Source organism: Pseudomonas sp. C5pp (genome assembly GCF_000814065.1).
Taxonomy (GTDB): Bacteria; Pseudomonadota; Gammaproteobacteria; order Pseudomonadales; family Pseudomonadaceae; genus Aquipseudomonas; species Aquipseudomonas asiatica.
The window spans coordinates 64,782-82,262 of sequence record NZ_JWLN01000002.1 but is presented as its reverse complement, the minus strand read 5'-3'; the positions used below and the strand labels follow the sequence as shown (position 1 = coordinate 82,262).

The 17,481-nt window shown below is 64.1% G+C and carries 11 protein-coding genes; 3 read left to right on the top strand and 8 right to left on the bottom strand.

The features are described 5' to 3' along the window. Window positions 1-25: 25 nt before the first annotated feature. The 7 genes from yccS to RR51_RS01900 all read right to left on the bottom strand — a co-directional run bounded on the left by yccS (window position 26) and on the right by RR51_RS01900 (window position 11,351). Window positions 26-2,209, bottom strand: a complete 2,184-nt coding sequence (yccS, locus tag RR51_RS01930; RefSeq protein WP_039612470.1) for a YccS family putative transporter — start codon at window positions 2,207-2,209, stop codon at window positions 26-28. A gap of 221 nt (window positions 2,210-2,430) precedes the next feature. Continuing rightward, window positions 2,431-3,612, bottom strand: coding sequence for an NAD(P)/FAD-dependent oxidoreductase (locus RR51_RS01925; protein WP_039612469.1), 1,182 nt, complete (start codon window positions 3,610-3,612; stop codon window positions 2,431-2,433). A gap of 137 nt (window positions 3,613-3,749) precedes the next feature. Continuing rightward, window positions 3,750-5,087, bottom strand: coding sequence for an ATP-dependent RNA helicase DbpA (dbpA, locus tag RR51_RS01920; protein ID WP_236693247.1), 1,338 nt, complete (start codon window positions 5,085-5,087; stop codon window positions 3,750-3,752). Window positions 5,088-5,199: 112 nt separating this feature from the next. Beyond that, window positions 5,200-6,627 carry a multidrug transporter subunit MdtD gene (gene mdtD, locus RR51_RS01915; protein WP_015272048.1) on the bottom strand — a complete coding sequence of 476 codons (1,428 nt, stop codon included), beginning with the start codon at window positions 6,625-6,627 and terminating at the stop codon, window positions 5,200-5,202. 127 nt (window positions 6,628-6,754) lie between these two features. Next, on the bottom strand, window positions 6,755-8,074 hold the full coding sequence (locus RR51_RS01910; protein WP_039612467.1) for a TldD/PmbA family protein: 1,320 nt from the start codon (window positions 8,072-8,074) through the stop codon (window positions 6,755-6,757). Next, entirely contained in the window at window positions 8,074-9,516 is a 1,443-nt protein-coding gene (locus tag RR51_RS01905; RefSeq protein ID WP_039612466.1) for a TldD/PmbA family protein, read from the bottom strand. Before RR51_RS01905 ends, RR51_RS01910 begins: the two co-directional genes overlap by 1 nt. A 32-nt stretch (window positions 9,517-9,548) precedes the next feature. Further along, window positions 9,549-11,351 (bottom strand): acyl-CoA dehydrogenase, encoded by a 1,803-nt coding sequence (locus tag RR51_RS01900; protein WP_039612465.1) that lies wholly within the window; start codon window positions 11,349-11,351, stop codon window positions 9,549-9,551. A gap of 373 nt (window positions 11,352-11,724) precedes the next feature. Here RR51_RS01900 and RR51_RS01895 point away from each other — a divergent pair, with 373 nt between their 5' ends. The 3 genes from RR51_RS01895 (at window position 11,725) to RR51_RS01885 (ending at window position 13,351) form a co-directional block, all read left to right on the top strand. Further along, window positions 11,725-12,288 carry a hypothetical protein gene (locus RR51_RS01895; protein ID WP_039612464.1) on the top strand — a complete coding sequence of 188 codons (564 nt, stop codon included), beginning with the start codon at window positions 11,725-11,727 and terminating at the stop codon, window positions 12,286-12,288. 105 nt (window positions 12,289-12,393) lie between these two features. Next, window positions 12,394-12,831: a hypothetical protein gene (locus tag RR51_RS01890; protein ID WP_039612463.1), complete on the top strand. Its 438-nt coding sequence runs from the start codon at window positions 12,394-12,396 to the stop codon at window positions 12,829-12,831. 304 nt (window positions 12,832-13,135) lie between these two features. After that, window positions 13,136-13,351 (top strand): DUF3077 domain-containing protein, encoded by a 216-nt coding sequence (locus tag RR51_RS01885; protein ID WP_152619850.1) that lies wholly within the window; start codon window positions 13,136-13,138, stop codon window positions 13,349-13,351. A 101-nt stretch (window positions 13,352-13,452) separates the two neighbouring features. On the opposite strand, the gene putA is transcribed toward RR51_RS01885, so the two are convergent. Further along, entirely contained in the window at window positions 13,453-17,406 is a 3,954-nt protein-coding gene (putA, locus tag RR51_RS01880; RefSeq protein WP_039612462.1) for a trifunctional transcriptional regulator/proline dehydrogenase/L-glutamate gamma-semialdehyde dehydrogenase, read from the bottom strand. Window positions 17,407-17,481: the final 75 nt, after the last annotated feature.

The window sequence follows — 17,481 nt, the reverse complement described above, 5'->3', positions numbered from 1 at the left end:
GAGGCCCGCACAGGCGATATACAACTCAGGCCGGTGCACCTTCCTTGATCAAATGCGCTGCCAAGGTCCGCAGCGGCCCCAACTGCCGGCAGATCAACGCCAACTGTGTCTGCACCAGCCGCTGGTGCTCGTCCAGCTCTTCCGGCATCTGCTCCAGGGCATTGGCCAGCGCCTCTTCGGCATCACTGTGAATCGCCACTGGTAGCCGCGCGGCCAGGCCGTTGGCAATCTCGTCCAGGCTGCTGGCCAGGCTTTGCCCGGCACCTTCGATCAATTGCTCCTGCACCTCCGCCGGCAGGGCCGTGTCGCGGTGCGCGCCCAGCCCCGACAGGTAGCTGAGCAAGGTATGCGACAGCACCAGGAAGCGGAAGCCGACGTCGGCCTCCTTCCGGAAATGCCCCGGCTCCATCAGCATGTTGGCCAGGGTGGTGGACAGCGCCGCGTCGGCGTTGTGGGCGTTGCGCCGGGCCAGGCGGTATGCCAAATCATCGCGCTTGCCATGGGCATACTGCTGCATGATCTGCCGCAGGTACACGCTGGCGCAGGCCAGCGTATTGGCCAGCGCCTTGTTCAGCCGCCGCCCCTGCCAGTCGGGGAGGAACAGGAACACCGCGAGGATGGCGATCAGGCTGCCGACCAGGGTATCGAACAGGCGCGGCAGGAACAGGCCATAGCCATCGCCGATCTGGTTGAAGCAGAACAGCACCATCAGGGTGATCGCGGCCGTGGCCAAGGTGTAGCGGGTGGTGCGGTTGACGAAGAACACCACCCCGGCGACCACGGCGAACAACGACTGGATGACCGGGTTGGGGAACAGGTCGAACAATGCCCAGCCCACCGTCAGGCCGACGGCGGTGCCGGCTATCCGCTGCACCAGCTTGCGCCGGGTCGCACCGTAGTTGGGCTGGCACACGAACAGCGTGGTGAGGATGATCCAGTAGCCCTGGGTGGGGTGGATCAGGTGCACCATGCCATAGCCGATCGACAACGCCAGGGGTAGGCGCAGGGCATGGCGGAACAGCAGCGAGGTCGGCGTCAATTGGGTGCGCAGGCGGGTCCACACGTCCTTCAGCGAGCGTGGAGAGCGGTCGAGCAGGCTACTATCGCTGGTGTCGGCCAGGCTGTCCGGGTTGCTGGCGGCGCTGAGCAGGCGGTCGAGCGTCGCCAGGTTGGCCGCCAGCGCCCGCAGCGAGCGAAGCAGGCTACGCCAGGCCGGGTTGTTCTGCATGCGCAGGTGTTCCAGCGAGGCGTTGAGGTCTTCGAGGGCTTCGGGGTAACCGCTGGCCAGCACGAACGGCTGGCGCAGGCGGATAGAGCGGGCCAGCTCCTGGCAGGACGAGCCCTGCTTGCGCAGCAGGCGCTGGCAGCGGAACATCACGTCGCTGTGGAAAAAAGCCTCGGTCAGGGCGTTGTAGGGATAATGCGAAGCACTGACCCGTTCATGGATGTCCTGGGCCAGGAAGTACAGCTTGAGGTAGCGGCTGACCTTGGAGTTCGGCTGGCTGTTGCCCACCCGGTGCAGGATGATTTCCTTGGCCGCGTTGAGCGCCGCCACCACCTTGCCGTTCTGCTGGGCCAGCTCCAGGCGCCGGGCTTCGACGTCTAGGGTGCGGACGGGTTCGAACAGGCTGGCCTTGAGCTTGAGGTAGCTGCCCAGCTCGAAGAACAGCTTGGCCAGGCTCTGCTGCACCGGCTGGTTGGAAAACAGCGCCTGCCACAGCACCGACAGCAGTCCGTACCAGGCTGCGCCCGCCACCAGCAGCAGCGGTTCGTGCCAGAAATCGGTGACTTGGCCGCCGCGCTGGTCCACGCCGATCATGGTGTACACCGCAGTGATCAGGGTCGCTGAAGCGATGGCGCCATAGCGTTCGCCCAAGGCACCGAGCATCGTCAGGCCAAAGGCCGCCAAGGCCAGGGCAGTGACGAATACCCACGGGTAGGGGAACAGCAGTTCGACCGCCAGTGCGGCGATGGCAAAACACACCAGGGTGACGGCCAGGGCGCTGAGGCGGCCCTGCCAGCTGTCATCGGTTTCGGCCAGGGCGCTGGCGATGATGCCGAGGAACAGCGGAATCAGCAGGGCCATTTCGTTCTGGTACCAGCACAGGGCCAGGCTGCCGGTGAGGGCGATGGTGACCCGGATGCTGTAGCTGAACTTGTCTTGACCCCACAGGCGACGCAGTGACTGACGGAACGAGCTCGATGACATGATGGCCTGCTAGGCAGTGATCAGAGAAATACCGTTCGAGGCCGTGTCATTGGGGCCGCTGTGCGGCCCATTCGCGGCACAAGGCCGCTCCTACAGTCGATCGCGTCCCCTGTAGGAGCGGCCTTGTGCCGTGAATGGGCTGCATGGCAGCCCCATGCGAATTTCGGCACTCCCAGCACGGGCCAGCAAGAAGCATTCCGTGCTGCTGAATGGATTCTACTCTACACGAACTGCGCCGCGGCGTTGGCGGAGGCCCAGGCCCACTGGAAATTGAAACCGCCCAAATGGCCAGTCACATCCAGCACTTCACCAATGAAATACAACCCAGGGCTCTTCAGCGATTCCATGGTCTTTGACGACACCTCGCGGGTATCCACGCCACCCAGGGTGACTTCAGCAGTGCGATAGCCCTCGGTGCCGGCCGGTACCACTTGCCAGTTCGCCAGCTTCTCGGCGATCTGTGCCAGTTCCGCCGGTGTGTACTGCTTCATGGGCCGGGACTCGAACCACTGCTCGGCCAGCAGGTTGGCCAGCTTGCGGGTAAATACCTCGCCCAGCACGGTTTTCAGCTCGGCGTTGGCGCGTTCGGCCTGCATCTGTTGCAGCCAGGTCAGTGCATCACGGTCGGGCAGCAGGTTGATCTCGACCGTGTCGCCTGCTTCCCAGAATGAGGAAATCTGCAAAATCGCCGGGCCGCTGAGGCCGCGGTGGGTAAACAGCAGGTTCTCGCGGAAGCTGGTGCCGTTGCAGCTGGCGGTGCAATCCAGCGATGTGCCGGACAACTCGGTGCACAGTGCCTTCAGTTGGGGCTCGGTGATGGTGAACGGCACCAGCCCGGCGCGGGTTGGCAGCAGGGTATGGCCGAACTGGCGGGCCACCTGGTAGCCGAAGCCGGTGGCACCCAGGGTCGGGATCGACAGGCCGCCGGTGGCGATCACCAGCGACTGGCAGGCGAACTGGCCGCCGCTGGTCTGCAGCAGGTAGCCCCCTTCGGTCTTCTCGATCTGCTCGATGCTGGTGTGCATGCGGATCTCGGCGCCGGCCTCATCGCATTCGGCCAGCAGCATGTCGAGGATGTCACTGGCCTTGTTGTCGCAAAACAGCTGGCCGAGTTTCTTCTCGTGGTAGGCCACGCCGTGCTTGCACACCAGCTCGATGAAGTCCCACTGGGTGTAGCGAGCCAGGGCCGACTTGCAGAAATGCGCATTCTGCGAGAGGAAGTTGCCCGGCTCGGTATACATGTTGGTGAAGTTGCAGCGGCCGCCGCCGGACATAAGGATTTTCTTGCCCGGTTTGTTGGCGTGGTCGAGCACCAGTACCCGGCGGCCACGGCGGGCGCTGAGCTGTGCGCACATCAGGCCGGCGGCGCCGGCGCCGAGGATGATCACGTCGGTGGAGTGCACGGTGTTACCTCTTCAGGATTGCTGGGGGCTGCTTTGCAGCCCTCTCGCGACACAAGGCCGCTCCTACAGGAGTTTGCGATCCCCTGTAGGAGCGGCCTTGTGTCGCGAAAGGGCCGCAAAGCGGCCCCAAAATTAGGTCAGACGATGCGGACTTTCAGGGAGCGCCCCTTGATCTTGCCGCTGTTCAAGCGCTGCATGGCCTGCTTGGCCAGCGGCCGTTCGACGGCCACGAACGCCTGGAAATCGAAGATCGCAATCTTGCCCACCTGCTTGCCGGGGATGCCGGCGTCACCGGTCAGCGCCCCGAGGATGTCACCCGGGCGCAGCTTGTCCTTGCGCCCGGCGGCGATGCACAGGGTGCTCATAAGCGGCAGCAGCGGTTCGCCACCCTTGTGCTTCAGGCTGTCCAGCTGGTCCCAGCGCAGCGGGCTCTTCTGCAGGTCTTCGATGGCCTGGGCGCGGTGGCCTTCGGCCGGTGCCACCAGGCTGACCGCAATGCCTTTCTCGCCAGCACGGCCGGTACGGCCCACACGGTGCACATGGATTTCCGCATCACGCGCCAGTTCGACGTTGATGACCATGTCCAGGCCATCGATGTCCAGGCCGCGGGCGGCCACATCGGTAGCCACCAGCACCGAGCTGCTGCGGTTGGCGAACATGGTCAGCACCTGGTCGCGGTCGCGCTGCTCCAGGTCGCCATGCAGGGCCTGGGCAACGATGCCCTTGGCGGTCAGGTGGGCGACCACATCCTCGCACTGCTGCTTGGTGAAGCAGAACGCCACGCAGGACTGCGGGCGGTAGTAGCCGAGCACGCGGGTGACCGCCTCGAGGCGCTGTTGCGGGTCGATCTCGATGAAGCGCTGCTCGATCTGATTGTCGGCATGCAGGCTCTCGACCTTGACCTGTTGCGGGTTGCGCATGAAGTCTGCGGCCAGTTGCTTGATGCCGGCCGGGTAGGTGGCCGAGAACAGCAGGGTCTGGCGGCGCGACGGGGTCTTGCCGATGATGCTGGCGATGGCATCGAAGAAGCCCATGTCGAGCATGCGGTCGGCCTCGTCCAGCACCAGGGTGTTCAGCCCGTCGAGCACCAGGGTGCCCTTGTCCAGGTGCTGCTGGATGCGCCCTGGGGTGCCGACGATGATGTGTGCGCCGTGCTCCAGCGAAGCGATCTGCGGGCCCAGCGAAACGCCGCCGCACAGGGTCAGGATCTTGATGTTGTCCTCGGCGCGGGCCAGGCGGCGCAGCTCTTTGGCCACTTGGTCGGCGAGCTCGCGGGTAGGGCACAGCACCAGCGCCTGGCAACCGAAGTAGCGCGGGTTGATCGGGTTGAGCAGGCCGATGCCGAAGGCGGCGGTCTTGCCGCTGCCGGTCTTGGCCTGGGCGATCAGGTCCTGCCCCTTGAGGATGACCGGCAGGCTCTGGGCCTGGATCGGTGTCATCGAGGCATAGCCGAGGGCGTCCAGGTTGGCCAGCATGGCAGTGGACAGCGGCAAGGTGGCAAAGGCGGTGGATTCGGTGGTCACGAGGCGGGCCTGCGGTGCGAAGCGAAAAATGCCGCATAGTCTACCAGCCTCATGGCCATTCGCCCTACGACTCCATGTGTTGTTCCGGACGACGGGCACGCCTTCCGTCCGTCGGCGACAGCTGCAGGAAGATCGCCGCCGCCAGCATGGCCATCACGCCGATGGTGACGAAGGTCAGCTGGAATGCACCCAAGGTGGTTTCCACGCCGTCGGCGTTTCCGGCTGCGGTAAAGCCGCCGAGCAATGCCCCCGCACATGCCACGCCCAGGCTCAGGGCCAGCTGCGCGACCACCGACAGCAGGCTGTTGCCGCTGCTGGCGCTGGCGTCGTCGAGGTCGATCAGGGTCACCGTGTTCATCGCAGTGAACTGCATCGAGTTGACTGCCCCTAGCAGGCCCAGCTGAATCAGCAGCACGGCATAGGGCGTCTGCTCGTCGACCAGCCCGAGGCTGGCCAGCAGCAGGCCCAGCAGCAGGGTGTTGCCGGTGAGGATGATGCGGTAGCCAAAGCGTTCGATCAGTGGTCGGGCAATGGACTTGGCCAGCATCGCCGCAGCCGCCAGCGGGATCATGCTCATGCCGGCCTGGGCCGGCGAGTAGCCCAGCGCCACTTGCAGCAGCAACGGCACAAGGAACGGCAGCGCGCCGCTGCCCAGGCGGGCGAACAGGTTACCGAGAATACCGATGGCAAAGGTGCGCACGCGGAACAGGCTGGGTGAGAACAACGGCTCCGGGTCGCGCCCGGCGCGCAGCCAGTAGGCCGCCAGGCAGGCCATGCCGGCGAACAGCAGCAACATCACCCGCAGGTGCGGCAGGTGCAGTTCGCCCAGGCCTTCCATGGCGATGGTGATCAATACCATCGCTGCGCCAAACAGCAGGAACCCGGGGCCGTCGAACGTGGTGCGCTCGGCGCCGCGCAGGTCGGGGATGAACTTCCAAACGGCGTAGCAGCCGATCAGGCCGACCGGCAGGTTGAGCAGGAAGATCCAGTGCCAGCTCAGTATTTCCACCAACCAACCGCCAACCGTAGGGCCCAGTAGCGGCCCGAGCAGGCCGGGGATGGTGATGAAGCTCATGATGCGCACCAGCTCGGTGCGCGGGTAGGCACGTAGGACCACTAGCCGCCCGACCGGCAGCATCAGCGCACCGCCCAGCCCTTGCACGACACGGGCAAAGATCAGGAAACCGAGGCTGTTGGCGGCGGCGCACAGCAGCGAGCCGAAGCTGAACAGCAGGATGGCGCTGAAGAAGATGCGCTTGGTGCCGAAGCGGTCGGCGATCCAGCCTGAGGCGGGGATCAGCAGGGCCACGGTGAGCATGTAGGCGATGATCACGCCCTGCATGCGCAGCGGGTCTTCTGCCAGCGACCGGGCCATGGCTGGCAGTGCGGTGTTGAGGATGGTGCCGTCCAGGGACTGCATGAAAAAGGCGATGGCCACCACCCAAGGGATCCAGCGGGCGGTGACAGGGTCCAGCGGGGTGCGTTCGGGCATGACTTCCTCGTTTGTCAGTGCCGGCCTCTTCGCGGGTGAACCCGCTCCCACAGGGATATCACCACATTCAAGGGCAGTGGAGACCCTGTGGGAGCGGCTTTAGCCGCGAAAGGGCCGGTAAGTCCAGTCACAATGTCAGGGTCAGGCCTTTGACCAGTGCCCCCGGCAAATGACTCGACCCGGTACTGCGCTGTCCATAGGTGCTGGTCGACAGGATCATCTCGCGCTCGCTTGTCAGGTCCTCCAGCTGGCTGCCGAGCAAGCTGTACAGGCTGTCATCGAAGCGCATGGTGCTCACCGGGCCCTGGATCTGCCCGTTCTCCACCCAGAAGGTGGCGAAGCGGGTCAGCCCGGTCATGCGTGCCGCCGGCAGGTCGGAATAGTTCAGGTACCACAGGTTGCTGATGTACAGCCCGGTACCGAGCCGCTCCAGAATCTGCTCGCTCGGCAGGCTACCTGCTGCCAGGCTCAGCGCACACGGCGACTCGTAACTATCGGCGCCATTGGCCAGCAGCTCGAACTCGGCCGCACTGCGCGCACTGATCAATCGCTGCCGGGCCTCGCCTTGCTGGATCAACGGCACATCCAGGCGCGGCGAGCCTTCATCGGAAAACGCAGGGCTCAGCGAACCGCTGACCTGCTCGGTGAAACTCACCAGCGGGCTCAGCCGCGCATCGCCGTTGTACAGGCGCTGCAGGGCACTGTTGCCAGTGGCCAGGGCCTGTGCGGAAAAACCGCCCCAGCACAGCATGCCGGCTATTTCGTCCATGGCCGCCGGGGCCAGGTAGGCGCGGTAGCTGCCAGGCTTCAGCGTGACGGCAGGGCGGCCAAGGAAACCCAGCTGTTCCCGCGCCTGGCGCAGGCGTGCGGTGAAGTCGTCGGCGCTCCACACTTGCCCGGCATAATTGGCCTTCACCGCCTCGCCGTTTTCGTGGAACAGGCTCCAGTCGAAGTTGAAGCTGTTGGCCTGATGCCAGCCGACGGCCCCGAACGAGCTGGCGAAGCCCCGGCAGATGGGGCCGGCGGCGTAGATGCCGACAAGGTCCAGGTCGCCGGCTTCACGCTCGAGCAAGGTCAGCACATCGCTCAGTTCGGGCAGCGGCTGCTCCTGCTGGCTGTGGCTGTGCCAGGCGCTTTCGTCCAGGCGCAAGTACGGATCGACCGCCAGCAATGGCAAGGTCTGGCGCAGTTGCTCCAGGGCCGTGAACAGGCGCTGGCTATCCAGTTGCGTGTCACCACTCAAGGTCACCTGTTGCTCTGCCTGGCGGCCATCGCGGATCAACCGCAGTTGCGCGCCGGCCTGGTTCACGGTGCCGGCCTGGCGCACCTTGGCATGGTTGAAACGCACGAATTGCGACTGTTCGGCGCTGTAGCCGAGGGTGAACTGTTCGCCCGTCTGCAGGGCTTTGCGCACATCCCCGACCAGGGTTTCGAAAGCGTGTTTCATCAGGCGTCTCCTCCGAATACGTCGATCTGGCGGAACACGCAGGCCGGCGAGGCATGCCCCACCCGTACCACCTGGTTGGGTTCGCCCTTGCCGCAGTTGGGCGTGCCCAGCACCTGGAAGGTACTGCTGTCGCCGACCGCCGCCAGGTTGCGCCAGAACTGCGCGGAGATGCCACGGTAGTTGGGGTTCTTGACGATGCCCTTGAGCTCACCGTTTTCGATCAGTTGGCCCCATTCACAGCCGAACTGGAACTTGTTGCGAGCATCATCAATGGACCAGGAACGGTTGGTGCGCATCAGGATGCCGTGCTCGATGCCCTTCACCAGCTGATCCAGGCTCTGGTCGCCCGGCTCGATGTTGAGGTTGGCCATGCGGTCGATCGGCGCACGGTTCCAGCCGCAGGCGCGGCTGTTGGCCACGCCGTCGAGGCCGGAGCGGAACTGCGACAGCGCACCACCCAGCGGCCGCAGCAGCAGGCCATCGCGGATCAGGAACTGCTTGCTGGCCGGGGTGCCGTCATCATCGAAGCTGTAGCTGGCCAGCTCTTCGCCGATGGTCGGGTCGAAGGTCACGTTGAGCAGCGTGGAGCCGTACTGCAGGTGGCCGAAGTCATCGGCTTTGACGAAGCTGGTGCCTGCGTAGTTGCGTTCGTCGCCGAGAATGCGGTCCATCTCCAGCGGGTGGCCGATGGATTCGTGAATCTGCAGCATCATCTGGTCCGGCATCAACAGCAGGTCGCGCGGGCCGCTGGGGGTATTCGGTGCCTGCAGCAGCTGCAGCGCCTCGTCGGCCACCCGGCGGGCAGCGCCGACCAGGCCGCAGCGCTCGATGACCTCGAAGCCGCCCTGTTGGCCAAAGTTGTCGCGGCCCAGGCTGCGGCTCTGGCTGTCCTGGCCATCGCTGGCGGTCACGCCCAGGCCCGGGAACAGGAAGCGCTGGGCGTGGCGCAGCTCGGCGCCGGCCGAGTTCAGGTAGGTCTGCTCGACCAGGCTCAGGCCCAGGCTGGCCTGCCAGTCCACCAGGCGGCTGTCCTTGGGCACGCTGGCCGATTCGGCAGCGAGCAGGCCAAGGCAGTCGGCAAGGTTGGGCACGGGTTGGTCGAAGTTGGGCGAAATGTGGTCGTGGCGTGCGCTGGTCACCGGTTGCTCGCGCAGGTCCAGCAGGTTGTACCGGGCGATCTGCCGGACCAGCGCCTCGGCCTGCTCCAGCGCGCGCTGCAGGCCAGCCTGGGACAGGTCGGCGGTGGCGGCATAGGCTTCCACGCCATTCACCCGCACGGTGAGCATGGCGCCCTCGTCCTGGCTGAAGAAGGGTGGTTCCGCGACGTTGCGGCGAACCGACAGCGCCTGGTGCGACTGTTTCACATGGCGCAGGGAAAACAGCTCGGCCGTACTGCGCAGCGCGGCAAAGCGCTGGCGCAGCAGGGCGCTGGTATCGAACATGTGGAAGCCTCCGTGTACACGGTGGCTCCCCCTTAGAACCACTCGTCCTGCATGGCGAGGCAAGTGTCGTCGCGCGCCTCGAGCAATGCCAGCTCATTATGGCAGCCAGGTACCTCCCAGGTCAGGAAATAACGCGCGGCCTGCAGCTTGCCGAGGTAGAAGTCCCGGTCGGCGGGTTTGCCCTTGAGCAGGCCGAGTTCGGCATGGATCGCCTGTTCCAGCCAGCGCCAGCCAATCACGCAGTGGCCGAAGGCCTTGAGGTAGAGGGCCGAGTTGGCCAGGGCGCCGGCGACTTTGCCCTCGGCCAGGTCACCCATCAACGCCAGCGTCACACCTTGCAGGCGTTTGACCAGTTGCTCCAGCGGCTGGCGCAGTGGGTCGAGGTTCGCATGGTGGCTGGCGCGCTCGCCGGTGGCAGCGATCGACCGGATCAACTGCTTGAGGCCGGCGCCATTGTTCTGCGCCAGCTTGCGGCCCAGCAGGTCGAGCGACTGGATGCCCTCGGTGCCTTCATGGATCGGGTTCAGGCGGTTGTCGCGGTAGTACTGTTCAACCGGGTACTCGCGGGTGTAGCCGTGGCCGCCGAGGATCTGGATCGCCAGTTCATTGGCCTTCAGGCAGAACGTCGAGGGCCAGGATTTGACGATCGGGGTCAGCAGGTCGAGCAGCTCCTGCGCCTGCTTGCGGGCGCTGCCGTCGCTGGCAGTCTGGGTGTCGTCGAACAGGCGCGCGGCATACAGGCCCAGGTCGAAGGCGCCCTCCACGTAGGCCTTCTGTGCCAGCAGCATGCGTTTCACATCGCTGTGCTCGATGATCGGCACCGCCGGGCTGTGCGGGTCTTTGTTGTCCGGCAACCGACCCTGCGGGCGCTGACGGGCGTATTCCAGCGAATACAGGTAGCCGGCGTAACCGAGCATCACTGCGCCCATGCCGACACCGATGCGTGCCTCGTTCATCATCTGGAACATGCAGGCCAGGCCCTGGTGCGGCTGGCCGACCAGGTAGCCGACGCACTGGCCGTTGTCGCCGAAGTTCAGCGCGGTGGAGGTAGTACCGCGCCAGCCCATCTTGTGGAACAGCCCTGCCAGCAGCACATCGTTGCGCGGGCCACGGCTGCCATCTTCGTTGACCAGGTACTTGGGTACGATGAACAGCGAGATGCCCTTCACGCCGGGCGGAGCATCCGGAAGCTTGGCCAGAACCATGTGCACGATGTTCTCCGACAGCTCGTGATCTCCGCCGGAGATGAAAATCTTGTTGCCCTTTAACCGATAGCTGCCGTCACCGGCAGGTTCGGCGCGGGTACGGATATCGGCCAGTGAAGAGCCCGCATGGGGTTCGGTCAGGGCCATGGTGCCGAAGTAGCGGCCTTCGATCATCGGCTGCAGGAACAGGCGCTTCTGTTCATCGCTACCGAAGCTCTCGATCAGGTTGGCCGCGCCCATGGTCAGGAACGGGTAGGCCGTGGTGCCAGCGTTGGCCGCCTGGAAGTGGGCGAAGCAGGCCTGCGAAACCAGGCTCGGCAGCTGCATGCCGCCGACTTCGAAGTCGCGGTTGGCGTTGAGGAAGCCGGCTTCGAGAAAGGCGTCGACGGCGGGTTTCACTTCAGGGATCAGTTCGGCTCGGCCGTCCACGTAGCGCGGCTCGTTTTCGTCGGCCTTGCGGTTGTGCGGGGCGAAGAACTTTTCGGCGATGGTGCGGGCAGTTGAAAGCGCCGCATCGAAGGTTTCGCGGCTGTGCTCGGCGAAGCGTGGGCGCTGGGTCAGGGCCTCGGCGTCGAGGACTTCGTAGAGTTCGAAGGCGAGGTTGCGGGGGCTGAGCAGGGTCTCGGGCATGGTCGCGGTCCTGAGGCGGGATGCTGCGAGTGTAGGAGGGTGGTGGGGTGGGGGACAGGTTAATAGGTTTGGGTGATATGGGTTGAGAACTCCGGGATGCCTGGTGGTTGGTCGAACAGATCACGCGGGGTGGGGGCAGTTGTTGTTTTGCCTGTTCGGGCCCTTTCGCGGGTAAACCCGCTCCCACAAGTACTGCGCAGCCCCAGCCATCAACGCTGCACCTGTAGGAGCGGGTTTACCCGCGAAAGGGCCGGAGCAGGCGCAGGAAAATGTAGAGACGTTTCCCACAAGTCAGAGTGGAACTGGACTACTGCGGATCGAATGCCATTTGGCCTTGAATGTGTGCTTTGGTGTTCGCAATGAGGCTTTTCTGATGAGTGATGTCCACAAGAACGACTTGACTGATTTCGAGGGCAAGCAACTTCCCTTCTTCGTAGTCTCGCCCCTGAAGTTTGGCGTAATGACCTTCTTCACCCTTGGTTTTTACTGGCTGTATTGCTTTTATCAGAGCTGGAAGCTGTATGGAGTGAGGACAGGAGAAAAGGTCAGCCCATTCTGGCGAAGCGCTTTTGCAGTGTTCTTCATCTACCCGTTATTGAGAAGGGTGAATGATCATATTCGCGAGTCAGGCAGAACCTACCCTTGGTCCATTCTGGGGCTCACGCTGGGCTACTACGGTATGTGTGCTGCCTGGGTGGCTGCCAGTGTGATTCTGGATGATCAGTTGTGGGCGGCGTATTTTGCGGGTGTAGTCATTCAAGCAGCTTGGTTGGTCATTCTGGTGCCCATGCAGAAAGGCGCCAATTTCAGCGCGGGGGATGAGGCAGGAGTGGCCAACAGCCGTTTCACGCTGGCCAATTGGTTGTGGATGCTGCTGGCTGCCGTAATTACAGCAGCGCAGCTGTTTGCTTTGATCACACTTTCGTCCATGGCTTGAGCAGCGTCGCAGCAGAATTTGCCGGGGCCGCTTTGCGGCCCTTTCGCGGCGAAAGGCCGCCCCTGCGAAGCTCGGTATTCCTGCGCGGTTCGAAGAGGGAGCATATTGAAGAACTCGAACTTGAGCTGGCATGCGATCGCTTTCCTGTTTTGGGGAGGCATGGACGCGTTCTACATCTGCCTTTATGTTTTCCGCAGTACGGAGCGAGGTGCCATACCTTTCTGGACGGATTTCAAGGACGCATTGAGCAACATGCAGATCTGGGGAGGAGGGCTAGAGCTAATCGTCTGGCTAGGCCTGATTCTGCAGCTTTCGTTGATAGCGACCTGCGGGTTGTTTCTTATGCGTTGCCGGTTGGCTGTCTACTTGGCGATGGTGCAGATCCCCTTTCGCATCTTTTTTATCGTTCCGTCGATATCCATAATCCTGTTGTTGCCGATGCTGGCTTCCAGTATCAGTAACTCGGTGTGGATTGGGCTGATGCTGACTTCGGAGGCTGGGAAAGGCTGGTGCCTATTGTGGCTCTGGCGAAAGCGCGGGTAACGGTGTGCGCCGGGTTTTTTGGATTTTTCTACCGGTCAGTCAACCCATGCACAGCTGCCACCCTCTTGTTTGACAGCAGGTGGTGATAGTTCCTGATCCACCCCTGAACGCAGATTCACTCGAAGATCCTAATCTAGGTCGCGAACTTCGCACTGAGGCTTAATGATGTGTCGCCTGAGCCGGCCCTTTCGCGGGCATGCCCGCTCCCACAGGTACGGTGCAAGTCATGAAGCCTGTGGTGATCCTGTGGGAGCGGGCGCGCCCGCGAATAGGCCCGGCCAGGCACTCGAGAATTATCAGGGGGTTGAACAATGACAACAGAAGACACCCAAGCCGCATCGAGCCTGGCATCCCGTGCAGGGACGCCCGTGAGCAGTCGTCGGAGTTGATGGGTTATGTCCGCGAATTGACCATTACCGGGCTGATGGATGAGAAGCCGATGATGATCTGGGCTGCCCATTACCTGAGTGCGATGGCCAAGGCACTGATGGATGATGCTGAGTTGGGGATGAAGCAGTGAGGGTTTGGCTTCCGATTGAATGAACACCTGTCAGCCCAACCCCAGCCCCCATAAAAAAAGGAGAGCCGAAGCTCTCCTTTTTTCGTTAACAACCCTCAACCTCAGCCAATGGTCATCAGGCTGGCATTACCACCGGCAGCAGCAGTGTTCACACTCACTGCCCGCTCGATCACCAGGCGCTCCAGCGCAATCTGGTGGTCGCCGCTGGACAGCCCGTGCACACCCACGATCGCCCCGGCACGCTTGGCCACCTGCTGGCACACGCCGCGCAGCTGGTCCGAGTCGCCATGGTGGATCACGGCGTCGAACGCCACTTCATCCTTGTTCCAGTCCGCCACCAGCTTGACCTTGGCCTGCAGCTCTCGCGGCAGGCGGGCACGCAGGGCTTTGCCCGGCTCGCCGTCCGCCCATACCGCCGAGCTGCCAACGGCCAGCACTGCGGCGAACTGCGCCAGCAGGTCGGCTTCGTTGTCGGCCAGGCACAGCACGTGCTCACGCGGCAGGATGGTGTAGCTGTTGCGCTCGCCGGTCGGGCCTGGCAACAGGCGGGCGATGCCGCTCTGCGACTGGCTGGCGAACTGGCTGCACAGCGCGGCCAGGTCGGCCAGCTGGTTGCTCTCGGCCCAGGCCTTCAGGCCATGCAGTGGCTTGATCAGCTGTTCGTGCAGGGCGCGGTCAGGCTTGCCTTCGCCGTCCTGCTGCTGGAAGTGGCGGCCAATCGCGTCGGCCGGGCGGGTCGACAGCAGGCGGTACAGGTACAGCGGGCCGCCGGCTTTCGGGCCGGTGCCGGACAGGCCTTCACCACCGAACGGCTGCACACCCACCACTGCACCGACGATGTTGCGGTTGACGTACATGTTGCCGGCGTTGGCGGTTTCCACCACCTTGGCGATGGTTTCGTCGATGCGGGTGTGCACGCCGAGGGTCAGGCCGTAGCCGGAGTTGTTGATCTGCTCGATCAGCTGGTCCAGGTTGCGACGGTTGTAGCGCACCACGTGCAGCACCGGGCCGAAGATTTCACGCTTGAGCTCGTCAAAGCTTTCCAGTTCGATCAGGGTCGGCATGACGAAGGTGCCGCGCTTGAGCTCGGCAGCATCGGCAATAGCTACCTGGTAGACCGAGCGACCTTTCTCGCGCATGCCCTGGATGTGCTTCTCGATGCCGGCTTTGGCTTCGGCGTCGATCACCGGGCCAATGTCCACGGCCAGGCGGTCCGGGCAGCCCAGGCGGCTTTCTGCCATTGCGCCCTTGAGCATTTCGATCACGCGGTCGGCGGAGTCTTCCTGCAGGCACAGCACGCGCAGTGCCGAGCAACGCTGGCCGGCGCTGTCGAAGGCCGAGGACACCACATCGATCACCACCTGCTCGGTCAGTGCCGAGGAGTCGACGATCATCGCGTTCTGGCCGCCGGTTTCGGCGATCAGCGGGATCGGGCGGCCCTGGTTGTCCAGGCGGCCGGCGACGTTGCGCTGCAGCAGGCGGGCCACTTCAGTGGAACCGGTGAACATCACGCCCTTGACGCGCTCGTCACCCACCAGGCCGGCACCGACGGTTTCACCGCGGCCAGGCAGCAGCTGCAGCACGCCTTCAGGAATGCCGGCTTCCAGCAGCAGGCGCACGGCCTGGGCAGCGATAAGTGGGGTTTGCTCGGCCGGCTTGGCCAGTACGGGGTTGCCGGCGGCGAGCGCTGCGGCTACCTGGCCGGTGAAGATCGCCAGCGGGAAGTTCCACGGGCTGATGCACACCACCGGGCCCAGCGGGCGGTGGGCGTCGTTGCTGAAGTCGTTGCGTGCCTGCACCGCGTAGTAGCGCAGGAAGTCCACGGCTTCACGCACTTCGGCGATGGCGTTGGCGAAGGTCTTGCCGGCTTCGCGGATGAGCAGGCCCATCAGCGGCTGGATTTCGGCCTCCATCAGGTCGGCGGTGCGCTCCAGAATGGCGGCGCGCTCGGCCGGCGGGGTGGCCTGCCAGATCGGTGCAGCATTGAGTGCGCACTGGATGGCGTTGTCGACGTCGGCGACAGTGGCTTCCTGAACATGGCCGACCACGTCGCGGTGGTCCGCCGGGTTCAGGACCGGTGCGGCGGTGCCTTCGCTGGCAGCACAGGCCAGCAGTGGCGTGGCTTTCCAGTCGTTGTGGGCGGTGGCCAGCATGGCGCAGGACAGCGATGCCAGGCGGTGTTCGTTGGCCATGTCGATGCCGGCCGAGTTGGCCCGCTCGCTGCCATACAGCTCACGCGGCAGCGGGATGCGTGGGTGCGGCAGGCCGATGCTGCCTTCCTGGGTGCCCATGCGCTCGATGCTGGCGACTGGGTCGGCGACCAGTTCCTGGATGGAGATCGAGTGGTCGGCGATGCGGTTGACGAACGAGGTGTTGGCGCCGTTTTCCAGCAGGCGACGCACCAGGTAGGCCAGCAGCGTTTCGTGGGTGCCGACCGGTGCATAGACGCGGCACGGACGGTTCAGCTTGCCTTCGGAAATCTTGCCGACCACCTGCTCGTACAGTGGCTCGCCCATGCCGTGCAGGCACTGGAACTCGTACTGGCCCGGGTAGTAGTTCTGACCGGCAATGTGGTAGATGGCCGACAGGGTGTGGGCGTTGTGGGTGGCGAACTGCGGGTAGATGGCTTCTGGCACGGCCAGCAGCTTGCGGGCGCAGGCGACGTAGGACACGTCGGTGTACACCTTGCGGGTGTAGACCGGGTAGCCTTCCAGGCCTTCGACCTGGGCGCGCTTGATTTCGCTGTCCCAGTAGGCGCCTTTCACCAGGCGGATCATCAGGCGGTGGCGGCTGCGCTTGGCCAGGTCGATGACATAGTCGATCACATACGGGCAGCGCTTCTGGTAGGCCTGGATAACGAAGCCGATACCGTTCCAGCCGGCCAGCGAAGGCTCGAAGCACAGGCGCTCGAGCAGGTCGAGCGACAGTTCCAGGCGGTCGGCTTCTTCGGCGTCGATGTTCAGGCCGATGTCGTACTGCTTGGCCAGCAGGGTCAGCGACAGCAGGCGCGGGTACAGCTCTTCCATCACGCGCTCGTACTGGGCGCGGCTGTAGCGCGGGTGCAGCGCCGACAGCTTGATCGAGATGCCCGGGCCTTCATAGATGCCACGGCCATGGGAGGCCTTGCCGATCGAGTGGATGGCCTGCTCGTAGGACGCCAGGTACTTCTGTGCGTCGTGCTCGGTCAGTGCGGCTTCGCCGAGCATGTCGTAGGAATAGCGGAAGCCCTTGGACTCGAAGCGGCTGGCATTGGCCAGGGCTTCGGCGATGGTTTCGCCAGTGACGAACTGCTCGCCCATCAGGCGCATGGCCATATCGACGCCCTTGCGGATCATCGGCTCGCCGCTCTTGCCAATAATGCGGGTGAGCGAGGAGGTGAGGCCGGATTCGTTGTGGGTAGACACCAGTTTGCCGGTCAGCAGCAGGCCCCAGGTGGCGGCGTTGACGAACAGCGACGGGCTGTTGCCCAGGTGCGGCTGCCAGTTGCCGGTGCTGATCTTGTCGCGGATCAGCGCGTCACGGGTGCCCTTGTCGGGGATGCGCAGCAGGGCTTCGGCCAGGCACATCAGTGCCACGCCTTCCTGGGACGACAGCGAGAATTCCTGCAGCAGGCCCTGAACGATGCCGGCACGACCGCCAGCGCTCTTCTGGTTACGCAGTTTTTCGGCGATGCCGGCGGCCATCTTGTTGGTCGCTTCGGCCAGCGGGGCGCTCAGGCGCGCCTGCTCCAGCAGCATCGGTACCACTTCCTGTTCGGGGCGGCGGTAGGCGGCGGTGATCGCCGAGCGCAATACCGACTGCGGCAGGATGCTCTCGGCGAACTCGAGGAAGCACTGATGGCTGTGGTCGGGTTGGACCTCACCGGCGTCCTCGGCCAGGTTGCTGGCATGGCCGTTGAGTTCGGTCAGGGTGGCACCACCCTCGAGCTTCTCCAGGTAGTTGAAGATCGCTTGCTTGATCAACCAGTGCGGGGTGCGGTCAATCGACTGCGCAGCTGCCTTGAGTCGCTCACGGGTCGGGTCATCGAGTTTGACCCCAAGGGTGGTCGTCGCCATTTCTTATCCTCGTTATTGCCACGGTTGTGGCCTAAGCTGACGCCAAGAGTAGCTGTAGGACAATTCGGGTGCAAC